Raw genomic sequence first — 19,408 nt, 5'->3', positions numbered from 1 at the left:
CCTCAAATACTGACACATGCTTTTTACCCTGCTCGCCTTCATCGTTGCCCTGGGCATCCTCATTACGTTTCACGAGTTGGGCCACTATTGGGTGGCTCGCTTGTGCGGGGTACGTGTGCTGCGATTTTCGGTCGGATTTGGCCGCGTACTGCTGCGCCGCACGGACAAGCACGGCACCGAATGGGCAGTGTCGGCGATTCCGCTGGGCGGCTACGTCAAAATGCAGGACGATCCGCCAGCGGGCGCATCGCGCGCCGAGGCGGCGCAATCATTCAATACCCAGCCCGTGAGTCGTCGCATCGCCATTGTGGCGGCAGGGCCGTTATTTAATTTGGCCCTGGCGATTTTCCTCTATACCGGCCTCAATCTCGCCGGCACGGAAGAGCCCGCACCCCTGATCGGGCCGCCAGCCGCCAGCACACCGGCCGCCCAAGCGGGTTTTCAAAAGGGCGATCAGATCCTCGCTATTGATGGCAATGCGGTCACTTCCTGGAACGATGCGCGCTGGCACTTGATCGAGGTCTTGTCGACGGGAGGCGAGGCTCATGTCGAGGTGCGTACGGTCGATGGTGCGACGCAGCAACGCACACTGCAGGTACCCGGCAGCAGCATGGATCCGGAGCAGGGCGATCCGCTGGCCGACGCGGGACTGCGGCTGGCGCAACCCAAACCTATCGTGCGCGGTCTGGTGGCGGGCGGTGAGGGCGAGCGCGCGGGATTGCGCGATGGTGACCGTATTATCCGTGTCGGTGATGTCGCCGAGCCCGATACCGCCCAACTGGTGCAAATCATTCAGCAGCACGCCGGCCAATCCTTGCCGCTGACGTTACAGCGTGATGGAGACCAACTGTCGGTGACGATCATGCCGCGTGCCGAAACGGTCGAGGGCAAGACCATCGGACGCATCGGCGTGCAGTTGGGCGGCGACATTCCGATGGTGACGGTACGTTACGGTCTGTTTGCAAGTATCGGCCACGCCACGGTACGTACCTGGGACACGGCCTGGCTGTCGTTGCGTATGCTGGGACGTATGGTGATAGGCGAGGTTTCATGGCGCAATATCAGTGGCCCGGTCACCATCGCCGACTATGCAGGCCAGACTGCTCGCATTGGCCTGGCCGCGTATATTGCATACCTGGCGCTGATCAGTATCAGCCTGGGTGTATTGAATTTGTTGCCGATCCCCATGCTGGACGGCGGTCATCTGCTGTACTATTTCGTCGAAATTGTAAGAGGTAGTCCGCCGCCTGATCGCTGGATAGATATTGGACAGCGTGCGGGTATCGGTTTACTGGCCGGGCTGATGTGCTTGGCTTTATTTAACGATTTCGCTCGCCTGTTCACCTGAACAGGCAATGGAATAAAATCTGTCGCCGTTTGCTCGACCTAGGATAGTCAAGGACATGTCATCTCGGATGTTTCATCACAAAAAGGGCTTGATGCCGGGCCTGATTGCCGCGCTGCTTTTGCCGGCGATAGCCCATGCGTTCGAACCTTTTGTCGTGCGGGATATCCGCGTCGAAGGTATTCAGCGTACTGATGCCGGCACCGTATTCGGGTATTTGCCAGTCAAGGTCGGCGAAGAGTTCACCGAAGCCGAGGCTACCGAGGCGGTGCGCCGCCTGTATGGCACAGGCTATTTCAGCGACGTCAACATACGAACCGACAACAATGTGGTCGTTGTCGCGGTCCAGGAACGTCCGACCATTGCCTCCGTGACGTTTGCCGGCATGCGCGAGTTCGATTCCGCTGCAATTACCAAGTCGCTCATGCAGGTGGGCTTTGGGGAAGGGCGGGTATTCGACCAGTCCATGCTGGAGCGCGCCGAGTTTGAGCTCAAAGAACAGTATCTCGGCAAAGGCAAGTACGGTGTCGAGGTCACCTCGACCGTGACCCCGCTGCCGCGTAATCGCGTGGGCGTGAGCTTTGACGTGTTCGAGGGCGAGGTCGCCAAGATCCGCGAAATCAATATTGTGGGCAATAAGGCCTTTTCCGAAGGCGACCTGCAGGACCTGTTCCAGCTGTCGACACCGGGTTGGCTGACCTGGTATACGAATACCGACAAGTATTCCCGCGAAAAACTCGAAGGCGATATCGAATCGCTACGCTCGTTCTACCTGGATCAGGGCTATCTAGAGTTCTCGGTCGAGCCGCCGCAGGTCACGATTTCGCCCGATCGCAAAGACATCTACATTACGATCACCCTCCACGAAGGCGAGCCCTACAAGGTCCGCAACGTCAAGCTGGCCGGCAATTTGCTGGGCCTGGACTCGGAAATTCGTAAGCTAGTGCAAGTCAAAGAGGGCGAGACCTTCTCGGCGGCACAGGCCAACGACTCTTCCAAGGCCATTACAGACTACCTGGGCGATCTGGGCTACGCGTTTGCCAACGTCAACCCCAATCCGACACTGGATCGCGCCAAGCACGAGGCCGACATCACGTTTTACGTGGATCCCAGCCGCCGCGTTTATGTGCGCCGCATCCAGATTGGCGGCAACACCCGCACGCGCGACGCCGTGGTCCGCCGCGAAATGCGCCAAGAAGAAGCCGCCTGGTACGATTCGGGCGACCTGAAGATCTCGCGCGATCGTATCGACCGCTTGGGGTATTTCAACGAGGTCAACGTGTCGACGGACCCGGTGCCGGGCTCGCCCGACCAAGTCGACGTCAATGTGGACGTCAAGGAAAAACCCACCGGCATGATCAACCTCGGGGTGGGTTACGGCTCATCTGAAAAGGCGATCTTGTCGGCTGGTATCAGTGAAGACAACGTGTTCGGCAGCGGCACCAACCTGACGCTGCAACTCAATACCAGCGAGAGCAATCGCGCTGTCGTGCTGTCGCACACCGATCCCTATTTCACCAAGGACGGTATCAGCCGCACCACGTCTGCTTACTATCGCGTGACGGAACCCTGGAACAACAACGACGGCGACTACCGCGTCAAGGCCATGGGTCTGGGCATGAACTTCGGTGTGCCGATCTCCGAGTACGACCGTGTCTTCCTCGGCGCCACGTTCGAGCACAACAAGATCGATCTATATACGAACTCGCCGCAATCCTACCGCGACTTCGTGGATCAATACGGTGACAGCACCAACGCGCTGATCTTTAACGTAGGCTGGTCCAAGGACACGCGCGACAGCGCATTGGCGCCGACCAAGGGCTCATATACCCGCCTGAAGTCCGACATCTCTACCGTGGATCTCCAGTACTACATGCTGTCGGCACAGCAGCAGTACTATTTCCCGCTGGGTCGCAACTACACGTTTGCCCTGAATGGCATGGTGGATTATGGTCGTAGCTACGGCAGTAAAGACTTCCCCGTCATCAAGAACGTTTATGCTGGCGGTATTGGCACGGTACGGGGTTACGACGGTTCATCGCTGGGCCCGCGCGATACGCTGACGGGCGATTACATCGGTGGCTCGCGCCGTATTGTGGCCAACGCCCAGTTGTATCTGCCATTCCCCGGTGCAACAAAAGACCGCACCTTGCGTTGGTTCCTGTTCGCCGACGCCGGTCAGGTATCGGCCGGCAGCGGCATGCCTTGCTCAACTGGCGAACCTGGCGACGGGGTCGAAGATCCTTGCGGCTGGCGCTATTCGGCTGGTATCGGCCTATCGTGGCAGTCGCCGTTGGGACCGCTGCAATTGTCGTATGCTCGTCCGCTCAACTCGAAATCGGGTGACGATCTCCAGTCGTTCCAGTTCCAGATTGGTACCGGATTCTAAGGTTTCTCGTGACCATTACGGTTACGCCTGTTCACGCCAGCAAGACGCTGCAACCCGGCGCTTGCTGGTTTAGTGGCACAATATTGGTTTTGCTTTACCTCATTGGAAGGTGAGATTTTCATGATGTCTGATTCCGCACTCAACACCTTGAGCCCGTCGCGTGTCCAACGCGTCGGCAAACTGCGCGGCACGCTGGCCCTGGCGGGTGCACTGTTCCTCGGTTCGGTCGTGACCCTGCCTGCTCATGCCCAAGGCACCAAAATTGGCTTCGTGAACACCGAGCGCATCTTGCGTGAGTCTGGGCCGGCCAAGGCAGCCCAGAGCAAGATCGAGTCCGAATTCAAAAAGCGTGACGACGAACTTCAGCGCCTGAGCAACTCCCTGCGTTCACAAGCCGAGAAATTCGACAAGGACGCGCCTGTCTTGTCGGAATCGGACCGCGTGAGCCGTCAGCGTGACCTGGCTCGCCTGGATACCGATCTGCAGCGCAAGCGCCGTGAGTTCCAAGAGGACTTCAACCGTCGCCGCAACGAAGAGTTTTCCTCGATCGTGACCAAGGCTAACCAAGCCATCAAGAACATCGCGGAAAAGGAAAACTACGACTTGATCGTGCAAGACGCCGTGACGGTGAACCCGCGTATCGATATCACCGACCGGGTGATTCAGGTTCTCGGCAAATAAGTACCAGGTACGCATGCCTATCCTGCTGGATACCGGCCGCGCGCCGATCCTTGATGCGCTACTGGCTGCGGTCAATACCCAAGGGCTGGATCTGCGCATTGAGGCGGCCTGTGGATCGGTCGATCCAGTCGTCGGCGACCAGCCCGCCAGGCAAACCGCTTCTAGTGCCGGGGGGGATTTACCCCGTATTCGCGGCATCGGTACGCTGGCGTCCGCCGGCCCCGAGGAAATCACCTTCCTGAGCAATCCTCGTTACCAGAGCCAATTGGCAGGCACGAGAGCCGCTGCGGTCATTGTCACGCCAGAGGTCGCCCAGGCCATGGAGACCAACCCCGATTCACCGACGTGTATCCGGGTAGTGTGTGCACATCCATATTTACTCTATGCCAGGCTGGCACAATGGTTTGACGCCGCACGTCATCCCAAGCAGCCTGCCAGCGTGCATCCCCTGGCTGTCGTCGCCCCTGATGCGGTTATCGAGGACGATGTCCGCATCGGGCCGCATTGTGTCGTCGAGGCCGGCGCCCGGATTGGCCGTGGTACTACGCTCGGGCCGGGCTGCGTGATCGGAGAGGGCTCCAGCGTGGGGGCCGACTGTATGCTGTACGCCCGCGTTACGCTGTACGCCAATGTGCGCATAGGCGCACGCGCCATTGTGCACAGCGGTGTGGTGCTCGGCGCGGATGGGTTTGGCTTTGCGCCAGATCCTACGCTGGGGCAGGGTGCCTGGGGCAAAATCGCCCAACTCGGCGGCGTGCGTATCGGCGATGACGTCGAGATCGGCGCCAATACCACCATCGATCGAGGTGCCCTCGAAGACACCGAGATCGGCGACGGGGTCAAACTCGATAATCAAATCATGATCGCGCATAATGTCCGGATAGGGGCGCACACGGCAGTGGCCGCCTGCGTGGGCATTGCGGGCTCTACTGTGATCGGTTCGCGTTGCACCATTGCGGGCGCGGCCATGCTGTCGGGGCATCTGACGCTGGCCGACGATGTCCATGTTTCCGGCGGCACCGCGATCACGTCCAGCATTTCGCAACCGGGCCGTTACACTGGCGTGTATCCTTATGCCGAGCACGGTCAATGGCAACGCAACGCCGCCGTGATACAACAACTGTCGCAGCTGCGCCGTCGTCTGCGAGCCATCGAAAAAGCCTGACCCGTCCCGCGAAGCGCAGGACGGCGCAATTACTCAAAAAACGGTAGGAACTATTAGAAAATGGAACTCGACATTAAAGCGATCATGGAGCGCTTGCCGCATCGCTATCCGATGCTGCTCATTGACCGCGTTCTGGAAATTGTGCCGGGCAAATCCATCATTGCGATCAAGAATGTGTCGATCAACGAGCCTTTCTTCGAGGGCCATTTCCCCCATCACCCCGTGATGCCGGGGGTATTGATCGTCGAAGCCATGGCCCAGGCCGCGGCGCTGTTTTCGTTTACGGACGACGAAGGCGGCCTGAAGTGCGATAGCGCCAAGACGGCCTATTACCTGGTTGGTGTCGACGAGGCGCGATTCCGTCGCCCCGTAGTGCCGGGCGATCAGTTGCGTCTCGAAGTGCAGGCCGAACGACTGAGTCGTGCCATTTGCAAATATCAGGGGCGTGCACTGGTCGACGGCCAAGTGGTGGCCGAGGCCAAGCTCATGTGCGCGATCCGTAGCCTGGAAGGATAAATGTCAGGAAATATCCATCCCACCGCCGTGATCGATCCGGGTGCCCAGATCGATGGCAGCGCACGTATTGGCCCGTATAGCGTTGTCGGCCCAGGTGTCACTATCGGCGCCGGGACGGAAATCGGCCCGCATTGCGTGATCGACGGTGTGACGACGATCGGTCAGGATAATCGGTTTTACCGGTTTTGCTCCATTGGCGGCATGCCGCAAGACAAAAAGTATGCCGGCGAGCCCACGCGTCTGGTGATCGGTGACCGCAACACGGTTCGCGAATTCACGACGTTCAACACCGGCACGACCCAGGACGGTGGCGAGACTACCCTGGGCAGCGACAACTGGATTATGGCCTACGTGCACATCGCGCACGATTGCCATATCGGCAACAACACGATCCTGGCCAACTCGGTGCAACTCGGCGGTCACGTACACGTCGGCGACTGGGCCATCGTGGGCGGGCTGACAGGGGTACACCAGTTCAGCAAAATCGGCGCACACAGCATGACAGGCGGCAATAGCTCCCTGATGCAGGACATGCCGCCTTTTGTGCTGGGCGCGGGCAATCCTTGCCGGCCGGTCGGCGTCAACGTCGAAGGTTTGCGCCGCCGCGGCTTTAGCGTGTCGGTGATTTCCAGCCTGCGCGAGGCATACAAGATCGTTTTCCGGCGCGGTCTGCCGCTGGACGAGGCGCGCGCCGAATTGCGTGCGCGCCAGCAATCGCATCCCGATGCGGCAGAGGCACTGCAGACGTTGCTGGACTTCTTCGATGCCTCGACTCGCGGCATTATCCGTCCATGATCGCCCCCATCGGCATGGTGGCAGGCGAGCCGTCAGGCGACCTGCTCGCCAGCCGGGTGATTGGTGGCTTGCACCAGGCTGAGCCTGCGCTGCCGTGCCAGGGGATTGGCGGGCCCGCCATGGATGCCGCGGGCTTTGAGGCGTGGCATCCCATGCATGCCCTGACGGTGTTCGGCTACGTCGACGCGCTCAAGCGCCTGCCCAGCCTGTTGCGCACGTACGGCGACGTCAAGCGTCGCTGGCTGGCTCAACCCCCGTCGGTATTCGTAGGCATAGATGCGCCGGATTTCAACCTGAAGCTGGAGCTTCAACTGCGTCAGGCCGGCATTCCCACGGTGCATTTTGTCGGGCCGTCCATCTGGGCCTGGCGCTATGAGCGTATTCACAAAATTCGTGAAGCCGTGTCCCACATGCTGGTACTGTTTCCCTTTGAGGAAGACCTGTATCGCAAGGAGGGCATCCCCGTGACCTACGTCGGGCATCCACTGGCCGACGCCATTCCGATGCAGCCTGATCGCGCCACGGCGCGCCGGCGCCTGGGGCTGGATGACAACGCCCGCGTCCTGGCGATCTTGCCGGGCAGCCGTTCATCGGAAATCCGTATTCTTGCGCCGCGCTTTTTGCAGGCGGCGCAGCAGTTGCGCCAGCGCGATCCGGGGCTGGTGTGCGTCGTGCCCATGGTCAGTGCCCAGCGACGCCAGGAATTCGAAGCCATTCTGGCGCAGTATCCGGTGCCCGGGCTGCGTTGTTTGACGGCACAAGACCTGTCCGATGCGGACGGCCTGCCGGTTGCCTGGGCCGCGCTCGAGGCCAGTGACGCCGTCTTGGTGGCGAGCGGGACTGCGACACTGGAGGCCGCGTTGTTCAAGCGGCCGATGGTGATTTCGTATTACTTGTCCCCTTGGATGCGTCGCATCATGAGCTGGAAGTCCGGTCAGCAGCGGCCGTATCTGCCTTGGGTCGGGCTGCCGAATGTCTTGCTGCGCGATTTCGCCGTTCCGGAGTTGCTCCAGGACGATGCCACGCCCGACAAGCTCGCCGAGGCGACCTGGGTCGCCTTGACCGACGAGGCGCACGCGGCCCGTGTGCAATCGCGCTTTACGGCCATGCACCAGGATTTGACCCGCGACACGGCAACGCTGGCAGCACGCGTCATTCTCAATCTAGCCCATGGCGCAACATAGTCTTTTTACCGAGGCCCTGGATTTCGCGGCCGTATTGACAGCGGGCGTCGACGAGGCGGGACGCGGCCCCCTGGCGGGCGCCGTTTACGCCGCGGCGGTCATCCTCGACCCGGATCGCCCGATCGTGGGTCTGGCCGACTCGAAGGTGCTGACGGCGACGCGACGCGATAGCTTGGCCTTCCAGATTCAAGAACGTGCCCTGAGCTGGCATATCGCCAGCGCCAGCGTCGAGGAAATCGATACCCTGAATATTCTGCGAGCCACCCTGTTGGCGATGCAACGCGCGGTCGAGGGCTTGATCCATGCTCCCCAGGTCGCCATGATCGATGGCAATCAGGCGCCCAAGCTGCGCTGTACGGTGCAAACCATCATCAAGGGCGATGCGCTGGTGCCGGCGATCTCGGCGGCCTCTATTCTGGCTAAAACCGCCCGTGACGCCGATCTGCTGCGACTGGATCAGTTGTACCCGCAGTATGGTTTTGCTCAGCACAAAGGCTATGGCACCGCATTGCATCTGGATCGATTGCGCCAACACGGCCCGTGTGACGCACATCGGCGCAGCTTTGCGCCGGTCCGCAAATTGCTGCCGTAATTCACGATGAAACACGTCGCGTCTCGCGAAAACCCTCAGTTCAAGCAATTGCATCGCTTGGCCCAGCATGCGGGTCGTCGTCACGAGCGCGCGATCCTCGAGGGCGTGCATCTGTGCCAGGCCTGGCTGGCGTGCGCCGAGGCGCCGGCATTGGCGGTATTCGACACCGAGCGGCTAGATCGTCCCGAGCTGGCCGCGTTGTTGGCGGCGGTGACGGATGTATTGCCGGCGCATCAGGTGCTGACGTTGACGCCACAGTTGCTGCATTATCTCGAGACCGTCGAAACTGGACAGGGCGTGTTGTTTGTCGTGGACCCTCCGTCGCCTGAACTACCCGAACGATTGGCCGAACCCATGGTATGGCTGGATCGCGTTCAGGATCCGGGCAATGTGGGCACGATCCTGCGTAGTTGCGCCGCCGTCGGCATCCGTCGCGTGGTGATGTCCGCCGGGTGTGCGGCCGCGTGGTCACCCAAGGTCCTGCGCGGTGGGCAAGGCGCGCATTTCGCGCTGACCGTGCACGAGCAGGTCGATCTGGCCGCCTGCGTCGATCGGCTGGACGTGCCGCTGGCGGTCACGACCCTGGAAGACGCGCAGGACTTGTATGCGACCGCCTTGCCGCGGGCCTGTGCCTGGGTGTTTGGTCATGAGGGACAAGGGGTCGCGGTCGACCTGCAACGGGCCGCCACGCTGCGTGTGCGCATTGATCATGCTCCGGCCGTAGAGTCGCTCAATGTCGGGATCGCGGCGGCCCTGTGCCTGTTCGAACAGCGCCGCCAGATCGGAGCACATTGACGCGTTGCTTAACGGCGCGTTCAATTTGAGCGTTCTAGCCCTACTTCCTGCAACACCGTCGTCGCGATTTCTTCGATCGACTTGGTCGTCGTAGATAACCACGAAATCCCCTCGCGACGCATCATTCGCTCGGCCTCGGCCACCTCGTAGCGACACTGCGTCAGTTTGGCGTACTGGCTTTTGGGCCGGCGCTCATTACGCACCTCGGACAGACGTTCGGGCTGGATCGACAAGCCAAACAGCTTGGCCCGGTGCGGCGCCACCGTAGAGGGCAGGGTGCCCCGTTCGAAATCGTCGGGCGTCAACGGAAAATTAGCCGCCTTGATGGCGTACTGCATGGCCAGATACAAGCTGGTTGGCGTTTTGCCGCAACGCGATACCCCCACCAAAATCACGTCGGCCTGGTCCAGTTGATGGATAAACTGGCCATCGTCGTGCGCCAGGCTGAAATTGATGGCATCGATACGGTTTCGGTATTGCTCCGAGTTGGCCGCCATGTGTGAACGACCCACCGAATGATTGGATTTCAGGCCCAGGGCTTGCTCGATATGCCCCACAAACGTGCCAAAAAGATCCAGAAAAACGCCATTGGCACTACGCACGCACTCCATGCTCAGAGGATCGACCAGCGTGCTGAACACAATGGGCGGCACACCCGTGTCGGCAGCATTGCGATTGATCCGTTGGACGACGTCTTTGGCCTTGTCTAGCGTGTCGACAAAGGGCACACGTATCGGCCTGAAGTGGACCTCCTCAAATTGGGACAGCACTGAGTGACTAAATGTTTCTGCCGTAATGCCGGTACTGTCCGAGACGATGTAGACAGTACGTTCAAGAAGAGGCGAAGCCATATGTAAAATATTCCAACCAGAGGGGAGGGCTTGAGTGCCCGAACGAGTACAATTTGACCCCGAATCAGTCACCCCAAGTGCGGTCCAAGGCTGGTTTGGTCAGCGCATCGTGATGCATTGACCAAACTCGCTTTCTTTCCATTGTAAAAGGTGACTTCAATGTCGTACGTTGTTTCGTTCGAGCAGCTCCGCATGACGGATGTGGACTCGGTAGGAGGTAAGAACGCATCACTGGGTGAAATGATCAGTCAGCTGTCCGGCGCAGGGGTACGCGTACCGGGTGGTTTTGCCACGACTGCCGACGCCTTTCGAGACTTTCTCAAGGCATCGGGCCTGGATACGCGCATCGCAGAACGCCTCACCACGCTGAACCCCGAAGACGTTCGCGAGCTGGCCGCGGCTGGCGCCGAGATTCGTCAGTGGATCGTCGAGGCGCCGTTTTCATCTGAATTCGAAACGCAAATCCGCACTTCCTTTGCCGCGCTTGATGCCGACGGCAAGGGTTCGTTCGCCGTGCGCTCGTCGGCCACCGCCGAAGACCTGCCTGATGCGTCGTTTGCCGGCCAGCAAGAAACCTTCCTGAATGTCGTCGGTGTTGATGACGTGCTGGACAAGATCCGCCACGTGTTCGCCTCGTTGTACAACGATCGCGCGATCTCCTATCGCGTGCACAAGGGCTATGCCCACGCCGAGGTCGCCTTGTCGGCCGGCGTGCAGCGCATGGTGCGTTCCGACAAAGGCAGCGCCGGCGTGATGTTCACCATCGATACCGAATCGGGCTTTCAGGATGTGGTGTTCATCACCTCGTCCTACGGCCTGGGCGAAACAGTGGTGCAGGGTGCGGTCAACCCGGACGAATTCTACGTCTTCAAGCCCGCACTCGAAACCGGTCACTATCCCATCGTCAGCCGCCGCATCGGCTCGAAACTCCTCAAGATGGAATTCGATCCCGAGCGTCCCGAAGGTCGCGCTGTCCGTACGGTGGATGTGCCCGTGTCCGAGCGCAACCGTTATTCATTGAACGACGAAGAAGTCTCCGAGCTCGCGCGCTATGCCGTGATCATCGAGAAACACTACGGTCGTCCCATGGACATCGAGTGGGGCCGTGATGGCATCGATGGCAAGATCTACATTCTGCAAGCCCGCCCCGAGACGGTGAAATCGCAGCAGGGCGCCAACGACGTCCAGTTGCGCTATCGCCTGAACGCCACCGGCCAGGTGCTGATTACCGGCCGTGCGATTGGCCAGAAGATCGGTTCGGGCCCGGTACGGGTCGTGGGCGACATTTCCGAGATGGATCGTGTGCAGCCTGGCGATGTGCTGGTTACCGACATGACCGACCCCAACTGGGAACCCGTCATGAAGCGCGCCTCGGCGATCGTCACCAACCGTGGCGGCCGTACCTGCCATGCCGCGATCATCGCGCGTGAACTGGGCATCCCGGCCGTCGTGGGCTGCGGTGATGCCACCGACCTCCTCAAAGAAGGCCAGGCCGTTACCGTTTCGTGCGCCGAAGGCGACGAAGGCCGCATCTATGACGGCTTGATCGAGACCGAAGTCGAAGAAGTCCGCCGTGGCGAAATGCCGCCGCTCGATGTCAAGATCATGATGAACGTCGGCAACCCGCAATTGGCGTTCGACTTTGCCCAGATCCCCAACGCAGGTGTCGGTCTGGCTCGCCTGGAATTCATCATCAACAACAACATCGGCATTCACCCGAAGGCCGTGTTGGACTATCCCAATGTTGATAGCGAGCTGAAAAAGGCCGTCGAATCCGCCGCTCGCGGTTACGCCAGCCCGCGTGCGTTCTTCGTCGAGAAATTAGCCGAAGGGATCGCCACGATCGGCGCGGCGTTCTGGCCCAAGTCGGTCATCGTGCGTATGTCGGACTTCAAGTCCAACGAGTACCGCAAGCTGGTGGGCGGCTCGCGCTACGAGCCCGAGGAAGAAAACCCGATGCTGGGCTTTCGCGGCGCGTCACGTTATATCTCCGAGGACTTCGCCGAGTGCTTCCGCATGGAATGCGAGGCCCTGAAAAAGGTCCGTGACGAAATGGGCCTGACCAACGTCGAGATCATGGTCCCGTTCGTGCGCACGGTCAGCCAGGCCAAGCGTGTGGTCGAGTTGTTGGCGACGCGCGGCCTGGTTCGCGGCGAAAACGGCCTGAAGCTCATCATGATGTGCGAAGTCCCGTCCAATGCCATTCTGGCCGAGCAATTCCTCGAGCATTTCGATGGATTTTCGATCGGCTCGAACGACATGACGCAACTGACCCTGGGTCTGGATCGTGATTCGGGCATGGAACTGCTCGCTGCCGATTTCGACGAGCGCGACGAGGCCGTGAAGTTCATGCTGAGCCGTGCCATCAAGGCATGCCTGGCCGCCAACAAGTACGTAGGTATCTGCGGCCAAGGCCCCAGCGATCACCCCGATTTTGCACAATGGCTCAAGGATGAAGGCATCCTGTCCATGTCGCTGAACCCGGACACGGTGGTCGATACGTGGCAGCGTTTGGCTAAATAATCCGCAAGGAGCTCTGTTTGCCTTGGGACACCCCAAGGCAAACAGAGCCTCCAGGCTGCGATTTTGGCTTGATCCGCCCAAGGCAAAAAACCTGCATTTCCGTCAAGGATTGCAGGTTTTTTTTGCCGCCGGGCCGCCCCAAGGCAAAAAGGCCCCCTTGGGGGGCAGCAAGCCGAAGGCGCGGCGTGGGGGCTTTTTTTGCCGCCGGGCCGCCCCAAGGNAAAANGCCCCCTTGGGGGGCAGCAAGCCGAAGGCGCGGCGTGGGGGCTTTTTATGACGGCGAGATGTCTAGCCGATCACTAGTTTGCCGAGGACGTGGCGCTGCGTTGAAACAGGCCCAGAAAGCGCCGCAGCAAGTTTGCCGCCGTGGGCGTGGGTCCCAAGGCGTGGGCCAGGGTCGTAGCGTTCAGGCCTTGGCGTGCATACTCGGCCTGGTGTCGCATCAAATGATCGTGCATGAATTCCGGCCCGAATTCCGGGTGGAATTGGGTGGAATAGATATTGGACGCCATGCGTACCAATTGATGATCGTCTTTCTCCGAGCGCGCCAAGGCCACTGCACCCTCCGGGAGCTGCGCGATGGTCTGGGCATGCAGGAGCTGGGCAGGGAATTGCGCCGGCAATCCGGACAGCAACGCATCGCCTGTCGCTTCGGGCAGGCATTCGATGATCTGCGTACCGAGTTCGCGGCCTTTCGGGTTGTAGTCCACGACGCCACCGAAAGCATGCGCGAGCAACTGGTGCCCGTAGCACACGCCAAACATGGGTAAGCCCTTGGCGGCCGCCTGCCGTATCCATTCGGCAGTCTGCTCGCTCCAGGGCTCTCGATCCGTCACCATGGCTGGAGATCCCGTGATCAGCACGGCACGGTAGGCCGAGGGCGCCAACGGTCGTTCGCCCTCATACACGCGCACGATGTGCGTCTCGCCAGGCGCCAGTCCGGCGGCATGGCGCGTCATATCCGCATAGCTGCCATGAGATTGGCGCAGAAACTCGTCAGGGTCTCCGGTATGCAGAATTAGAACCGGCAACGCGGCATCAGTGGGGCGGGCGGGCGTAGTCATAACCATCATCATAATCGCCATCGCCCAGAAATCCGTACAATCAACCGCTACTCTGCTTAAAACAAGGCTAACAATGATGTGGATATGGTTCGGCTTGGCATTTGTCGCATTGATCGGCGAGATCGCCAGCGGTACGTTCTACTTGTTGCTGGTGGCGCTGGGCTTGGCAGCCGGGGGCGTTGCCGCTTGGTTTGCCGTGGATTTTCAATGGCAGCTAGTGGTTTGCGCGGCCATTGCGCTAGTGGGGCTGCTTGTCTTGCGTCGCACCGGTGTGCTGAAAAAGCGCGAGGTCGACGCCACGCGTAATGCCGACGTGCATCTCGATATCGGCCAGGTCGTCGAGGTCGAAAGCTGGCCGGATAACGGAGTGGCACGCGTCTGGTATCGCGGGGCGCACTGGCAGGCTGAACTGGCCGCGGGACAAACGCGCGCGCCCGGTGCACACGTGATTTCCGAAATGCGCGGTACACGGCTGATACTGACCCGCAAATCGTGACGCTTAGCGTTCCGAGGTGCTGGCGCTCAGGCATGTGGACGCCAGGTTGGCTATACCAGCTACACCCAATACACCTTAGTTTGCCCCACGGTGCGAATACGTCGTAGATCAATGCATCGAATACGTTACAGTCAAGGCTAAGTCTTTATTCCGCTATCGTTCGACGACGGCGGTTTTTTCCCCTTCTATGCAGGAATACTTTCATGGCGTTCGAAACTTCTACCATCGTCCTGATCGTCTTGGTCGTCCTGGCGTTGCTGATCATTATCAAGGCCATTGCCATTGTGCCGCAGCAACATGCCTGGGTGATCGAGCGGTTAGGGAAGTTCGACCGCGTCCTCTCGCCGGGCGCGGGATTTGTGATTCCGTTCATCGAACGGGTAGCCTATAAGCACTCGCTCAAGGAAATCCCGCTGGATGTGCCGAGCCAGGTCTGCATTACGCGCGACAACACACAGTTGCAGGTCGACGGCGTGCTGTACTTTCAGGTCACCGACCCGATGCGCGCCTCGTACGGCTCGTCGAACTATATCTCGGCGATTACGCAATTGTCCCAAACCACGTTGCGTTCGGTGATCGGCAAAATGGAATTGGATCGCACCTTTGAAGAGCGCGAGATCATCAATAGCACCATTGTGTCCTCGCTGGATGAGGCCGCGTTGAACTGGGGCGTCAAGGTCCTGCGCTATGAAATCAAGGATCTGACGCCGCCGAACGAGATTTTGCGCGCCATGCAGGCGCAGATCACCGCCGAGCGTGAAAAACGCGCCCTGATCGCTGCTTCAGAGGGCCGGCGCCAAGAGCAGATCAACATCGCCACCGGCGAGCGCGAGGCCGCCATTGCCCGTTCCGAGGGTGAAAAGCAGGCGCAGATCAACCAAGCCCAGGGTGAGGCTGCCGCCTTGCTGGCGGTTGCCGAAGCAACGGCCAAGGCCGTGACCCAGGTGGGCGAGGCCGTGCGTCAACCCGGCGGCATGGAAGCCGTGAACCTCAAGGTGGCCGAGCGCTACGTGGATGCGTTTGCCAATCTCGCCAAGGAAGGCAACACCCTGATTCTGCCGTCCAATCTGGCGGATGTGGGCGGCCTGATCGCGTCGGCCATGGCCATCGTCAAGTCGAACAAACCCGCCTAAGGCTGGGACTGGCGTCGCGACTGACCGACGCGGCGCCACAGCGGCGACTCAGTCGTCGCGGCGCGTGCTGCGGGTGTCGTGCTTCATCATGCGTTCTTTCTCGCGCTCCCAGTCTTTTTCACGGGCGGTGTCGCGCTTGTCGTAGAGTTTTTTGCCTCGACCTAGCGCGAAGTCCAGCTTGATTCGGCCGTTTTTGTAGTGCAGGTTCAGCGGGACCAAGGCGTAGCCACGCTGCTCGACCTTGCCAATCAGCTTGCTGATTTCCTCGGCTTTGAGCAGTAGTTTGCGCGTACGCATAGCATCGGGGTGGACGTGCGTCGAGGCGGTGGGCAAGGGGCTGACGTGCATGCCCAGCAAGTACAGCTCGCCATCGCGCACGATAACGTAGCTTTCCTTGAGTTGGACGCGGTTGTCACGGATCGCCTTGACCTCCCAGCCTTGCAGGACCAGGCCCGCCTCGTAGCGGTCTTCGATGAAATAATCGTGGGAGGCCTTGCGGTTGTCGATAATGCTCATAAGGGCGAATAAGGCAGGAATCAGGCGAAAAATGCGGCGGCAGCGGCGCTACCGGTAAAATCCACTCATTCTAGCCATTTGCGATAGTCCATGCATAAAGTACAGCGATCTGTCCTCGTTCCCTACAGCGCCGCACAGATGTTCGAGCTGGTTGCCGATGTAGAAAAGTATCCGGAATTTATGCCCTGGTGCGGCGGGACCGAGGTCCATTCGCGCAACGAGCACGGGATGCAAGCGTCGGTCATGATCAGCTTTGCGGGCATGAAGCAGCGCTTTACCACCCGCAACACGCACGAGTACCCGACCCACATCCAGTTGGAATTGGTGGACGGGCCGTTCTCCATGCTGGTCGGCAACTGGGAATTCCAGGCCCTGGCCGAGGACGCCTGCAAGGTACTGTTCACCATGGAGTACGCGTTTTCCAACCGGGCCCTCGAGATGGTGGTAGGCCCGGTTTTTAATCGCATCGCGTCCAGTTTCATTGATTCCTTTACCAAGCGCGCGCAGGCCATTTATGGCGAATAACTCCGGCAACTTGCATATCAGCGTTTGCTATGCCGAGCCGTCGGCCGTGTGGCAGCGCGCGCTCACGCTGCCGACGGGCGCCACCGTGCAGGACGCCCTGCGTGAAAGCGGGTTGCAAGCGGCGTTTCCCGATCTCGATCCCTGGGGGCAGGGCGTGGGCGTGTTTGGCAAGCTCTGTCAGGCTGAGACCGCATTGGCCGACGGGGATCGGATCGAAGTCTATCGGCCGCTGAGCTTTGACCCCATGGTGTCGCGCCGTCGCCGCGCCGAACACCGTCGCGCCAAGGCCACGGCCGCTCGCAACGGCCGGGCACGCCCCGCGGGATTGTTGTAAGTCTCGTCATCAGAGTGACAATTTTCTCCTGCTAATCTGGTTAAGATAGCCATTACGGATTTACGTTTACGTTAACGTCATGCAAAATTGACGAATGGCGGCGCCGCGGTTCACGAGGCTGCGATGACGCCGACTAGACCAACCAACAGGAGACAAGCTGTGGATCTGGAACTCTCTGACGAGCAGCGTGCATTTGCGCAGGCTGCGCGTGATTATGCCCAAGGCGAGTTGGCCCCCCATGCCGCGCGCTGGGATGCCGAAGGCATTTTCCCCCGCGAGGCCTTTGCGCGAGCGGGCGAGCTGGGGTTTTGCGCGATCTACGCCGCCGAAGACATAGGCGGGTTGGGGTTGCCGCGCCTGGATGCCACCCTGGTGTTCGAGGAAATGGCCGCCGTGGACCCATCGACCACCGCGTTTCTGACCATACACAACATGGCGACCTGGATGGTCGGGCAGTGGGGGCAACCGACCTTGCGCGAAGCCTGGGGGCCGTTGCTGGCCAGCGGCGAAAAGCTGGCGTCGTATTGCCTGACCGAGCCCGGCGCGGGCTCGGACGCGGGATCGCTGTCTACCCGGGCGCAGCGCGACGGGGATGATTTTGTCCTGAATGGCGCCAAGGCGTTTATCTCGGGCGGCGGCGACACGGATCTGCTGATCGTCATGGCCCGCAGCGGCGGCGACGGTCCCGGCGGCGTCAGCGCCTTCGCGGTGCCGGCCGATAGCCCTGGTATCACCTACGGCCGCAAAGAAGAAAAAATGGGCTGGAACAGCCAGTCCACCCGGCCGATCACCTTCGAAAACGTCCGTGTGCCGGCAGCCAATATGCTGGGTCAGGAGGGCGAGGGCTTCAAGATCGCCATGAAGGGCCTGGACGGCGGTCGCATCAATATCGGAACCTGCTCGGTAGGCGCCGCGCAAGGCGCCCTGGACGCGGCCCGGCGTTATATGGACGAACGCAAGCAGTTCGGCCGTCGCCTGGCGGAGTTTCAGGCGCTGCAATTCAAGCTCGCGGACATGGCCACCCACTTGGTGGCGGCCCGCCAAATGGTGCGCCTGGCGGCCTGCAAGCTCGACTCGGGCTCACCCGACGCGGTCACCTATTGCGCGATGGCCAAGCGCTTTGCGACTGACATGGGTTTTCAGATCTGCCTGGATGCGCAACAAATCCATGGGGGCTATGGATACCTGCGTGATTATCCGCTAGAGCGTCTGGTGCGCGATACGCGTGTCCATCAGATTCTTGAGGGCACCAACGAGATCATGCGTGTGATCGTGGCCCGCCAATTGTTGGAAAAAGGAGCCGACGTCCGATGAATGCCCCCGTGTTGTTCGAAGAAAAAACCACCGCCAATGGCATGCGCCTGGGCTTTGCCACGCTGAATGCGCCGCAAACGCTCAATGGTCTGTCGCTGGAAATGGTCGATTTGCTGGCCCAGCGCCTGGACGCGTGGTCGCGCGACACCGGGGTGGCGATGGTGGTGCTGCAAGGTGCGGGCGGCAAGGCCTTTAGCGCGGGCGGCGATCTGCACGGCCTCTATCACAGCATGCAAGCGCATCGCGGGCAGGGGGCGTGGGCCAATCCGCTCGCGCGCGATTTTTTCGAACGCGAGTATCGGCTGGATTATCAAATTCACACCTACCCGAAGCCCATTTTGTGCTGGGGCCACGGTATCGTCATGGGCGGTGGCGTCGGCCTGATGATGGGTGCTAGTCATCGGGTCGTCAGCGAGACCACGCGCCTGGCCATGCCGGAGATATCCATCGGCTTGTTTCCCGATGTCGGCGGCAGCTGGATGCTGAACCACATGACGGGTCGTATCGGACTATTTTTAGCGCTGACGGGCGCACAGCTCACGACGTCAGATATTTTTTATGCCGGGCTGGCCGACTTTCGTCTGGACTCGACCGACTGGCCGCGCGTTACCGAGGCGCTGCTGCAACCCGACTGGGCCGCGAAGGATGCCGACGATGGCCGCACGGCGCGGCTCATCAACGATGGATTGTTGCGTCAGGCCCTCTTGGCGCATGCGCCGTCGACGGCGCTCGCACCGGGACCATTGCGCCAACATGCGGCGATGATTGACGCCCTGTGTGGCGGCGAGGACCTGGGCATGATCGTTGATGCTATTGGGGCCTTGAAAACACACGAGGATCCCTGGCTCGCGCGTGCCGCATCGACGATGTTGGCCGGATCGCCAGGCTCGGCCCGATTGGCGTTTGCCCTGTTGCGTCATACGCGGCTCAGTTCGCTGGCCGATGTCTTTCGCACCGAATATGTGGCGGCCCTGGCCTGCGCAGCCGAAGGCGATTTCGCCGAAGGCATCCGTGCGCTGTTGATCGACAAAGACAAGCAACCCAAATGGAATCCCGCCACCATTGAGCAGGCCTCCGAGGCCTGGGTGCAGCGGTTTTTCGAGGCCCCCTGGCCCGCCGGGCAAGCGCACCCTTTGGCGGATCTGGGCGCACGCTGAATTCAGTAGTACTCTGATTTCGACACGATACGA

The 19,408-nt window shown here is 60.6% G+C and carries 19 protein-coding genes; 16 read left to right on the top strand and 3 right to left on the bottom strand.

Annotated elements, in window-relative coordinates; translation table 11 throughout:
- Positions 1-16: 16 nt before the first annotated feature.
- The 9 genes from rseP (at position 17) to ACNAZS_RS01265 (ending at position 9,462) form a co-directional block, all read left to right on the top strand.
- Positions 17-1,348: an RIP metalloprotease RseP gene (rseP, locus tag ACNAZS_RS01305; protein ID WP_415785370.1), complete on the top strand. Its 1,332-nt coding sequence runs from the start codon at positions 17-19 to the stop codon at positions 1,346-1,348.
- Positions 1,349-1,403: 55 nt separating this feature from the next.
- The gene (bamA, locus tag ACNAZS_RS01300) at positions 1,404-3,734 is read left to right on the top strand and encodes an outer membrane protein assembly factor BamA (RefSeq protein ID WP_415785368.1); all 2,331 of its coding nucleotides are present in this window, start codon (positions 1,404-1,406) and stop codon (positions 3,732-3,734) included.
- Between the two features lie 120 nt (positions 3,735-3,854).
- Complete coding sequence (locus ACNAZS_RS01295) at positions 3,855-4,415, top strand: OmpH/Skp family outer membrane protein (protein ID WP_415785366.1); 561 nt, start codon at positions 3,855-3,857, stop codon at positions 4,413-4,415.
- 13 nt (positions 4,416-4,428) lie between these two features.
- A complete protein-coding gene (gene lpxD / locus ACNAZS_RS01290; RefSeq protein ID WP_415785361.1) occupies positions 4,429-5,580 on the top strand; it encodes a UDP-3-O-(3-hydroxymyristoyl)glucosamine N-acyltransferase in 1,152 nt (383 codons plus the stop codon).
- A gap of 60 nt (positions 5,581-5,640) precedes the next feature.
- Positions 5,641-6,096, top strand: coding sequence for a 3-hydroxyacyl-ACP dehydratase FabZ (fabZ, locus tag ACNAZS_RS01285; protein WP_415785358.1), 456 nt, complete (start codon positions 5,641-5,643; stop codon positions 6,094-6,096).
- The gene (gene lpxA, locus ACNAZS_RS01280) at positions 6,097-6,891 is read left to right on the top strand and encodes an acyl-ACP--UDP-N-acetylglucosamine O-acyltransferase (protein ID WP_415785356.1); all 795 of its coding nucleotides are present in this window, start codon (positions 6,097-6,099) and stop codon (positions 6,889-6,891) included.
- Positions 6,888-8,075, top strand: a complete 1,188-nt coding sequence (gene lpxB / locus ACNAZS_RS01275) for a lipid-A-disaccharide synthase (RefSeq protein WP_415785354.1) — start codon at positions 6,888-6,890, stop codon at positions 8,073-8,075. Before lpxA ends, lpxB begins: the two co-directional genes overlap by 4 nt.
- Positions 8,062-8,667, top strand: a complete 606-nt coding sequence (rnhB, locus tag ACNAZS_RS01270; protein ID WP_415785352.1) for a ribonuclease HII — start codon at positions 8,062-8,064, stop codon at positions 8,665-8,667. Before lpxB ends, rnhB begins: the two co-directional genes overlap by 14 nt.
- Before the next feature lie 6 nt (positions 8,668-8,673).
- Positions 8,674-9,462: a TrmH family RNA methyltransferase gene (locus ACNAZS_RS01265; protein WP_415785350.1), complete on the top strand. Its 789-nt coding sequence runs from the start codon at positions 8,674-8,676 to the stop codon at positions 9,460-9,462.
- Positions 9,463-9,482: 20 nt separating this feature from the next.
- On the opposite strand, the gene ppsR is transcribed toward ACNAZS_RS01265, so the two are convergent.
- Positions 9,483-10,313: a posphoenolpyruvate synthetase regulatory kinase/phosphorylase PpsR gene (gene ppsR / locus ACNAZS_RS01260; RefSeq protein ID WP_415785348.1), complete on the bottom strand. Its 831-nt coding sequence runs from the start codon at positions 10,311-10,313 to the stop codon at positions 9,483-9,485.
- 159 nt (positions 10,314-10,472) lie between these two features.
- Here ppsR and ppsA point away from each other — a divergent pair, with 159 nt between their 5' ends.
- Entirely contained in the window at positions 10,473-12,836 is a 2,364-nt protein-coding gene (gene ppsA, locus ACNAZS_RS01255; RefSeq protein WP_415785346.1) for a phosphoenolpyruvate synthase, read from the top strand.
- Positions 12,837-13,135: 299 nt separating this feature from the next.
- Here the strand turns inward: ppsA and ACNAZS_RS01250 are convergent, their stop codons facing one another.
- The gene (locus ACNAZS_RS01250) at positions 13,136-13,900 is read right to left on the bottom strand and encodes a glutamine amidotransferase (RefSeq protein WP_415785344.1); all 765 of its coding nucleotides are present in this window, start codon (positions 13,898-13,900) and stop codon (positions 13,136-13,138) included.
- 76 nt (positions 13,901-13,976) lie between these two features.
- Between ACNAZS_RS01250 and ACNAZS_RS01245 the strand changes: the two genes are divergently transcribed.
- Together ACNAZS_RS01245 and ACNAZS_RS01240 are read left to right on the top strand one after the other, a co-directional pair.
- Positions 13,977-14,396, top strand: a complete 420-nt coding sequence (locus ACNAZS_RS01245; RefSeq protein ID WP_415787007.1) for an NfeD family protein — start codon at positions 13,977-13,979, stop codon at positions 14,394-14,396.
- A gap of 203 nt (positions 14,397-14,599) precedes the next feature.
- Entirely contained in the window at positions 14,600-15,529 is a 930-nt protein-coding gene (locus tag ACNAZS_RS01240; RefSeq protein WP_415785342.1) for an SPFH domain-containing protein, read from the top strand.
- Positions 15,530-15,577: 48 nt separating this feature from the next.
- On the opposite strand, the gene smpB is transcribed toward ACNAZS_RS01240, so the two are convergent.
- The gene (gene smpB / locus ACNAZS_RS01235) at positions 15,578-16,045 is read right to left on the bottom strand and encodes an SsrA-binding protein SmpB (protein WP_415785340.1); all 468 of its coding nucleotides are present in this window, start codon (positions 16,043-16,045) and stop codon (positions 15,578-15,580) included.
- Positions 16,046-16,135: 90 nt separating this feature from the next.
- Between smpB and ACNAZS_RS01230 the strand changes: the two genes are divergently transcribed.
- The 4 genes from ACNAZS_RS01230 (at position 16,136) to ACNAZS_RS01215 (ending at position 19,375) form a co-directional block, all read left to right on the top strand.
- Positions 16,136-16,570: a type II toxin-antitoxin system RatA family toxin gene (locus tag ACNAZS_RS01230; RefSeq protein WP_415785338.1), complete on the top strand. Its 435-nt coding sequence runs from the start codon at positions 16,136-16,138 to the stop codon at positions 16,568-16,570.
- On the top strand, positions 16,560-16,904 hold the full coding sequence (locus tag ACNAZS_RS01225) for an RnfH family protein (RefSeq protein ID WP_415785336.1): 345 nt from the start codon (positions 16,560-16,562) through the stop codon (positions 16,902-16,904). Before ACNAZS_RS01230 ends, ACNAZS_RS01225 begins: the two co-directional genes overlap by 11 nt.
- Before the next feature lie 159 nt (positions 16,905-17,063).
- Positions 17,064-18,218: an acyl-CoA dehydrogenase family protein gene (locus tag ACNAZS_RS01220; RefSeq protein WP_415785334.1), complete on the top strand. Its 1,155-nt coding sequence runs from the start codon at positions 17,064-17,066 to the stop codon at positions 18,216-18,218.
- Positions 18,215-19,375, top strand: coding sequence for an enoyl-CoA hydratase/isomerase family protein (locus ACNAZS_RS01215; protein WP_415785332.1), 1,161 nt, complete (start codon positions 18,215-18,217; stop codon positions 19,373-19,375). Before ACNAZS_RS01220 ends, ACNAZS_RS01215 begins: the two co-directional genes overlap by 4 nt.
- Positions 19,376-19,408 lie beyond the last annotated feature (33 nt).

The organism is Bordetella tumulicola (assembly GCF_965138755.1).
GTDB classification, from domain to species: domain Bacteria; phylum Pseudomonadota; class Gammaproteobacteria; order Burkholderiales; family Burkholderiaceae_B; genus Bordetella_A; species Bordetella_A tumulicola.
The sequence above is the reverse complement of the archived record's forward strand: the minus strand, read 5'-3'. Positions and strand labels throughout refer to the sequence as shown.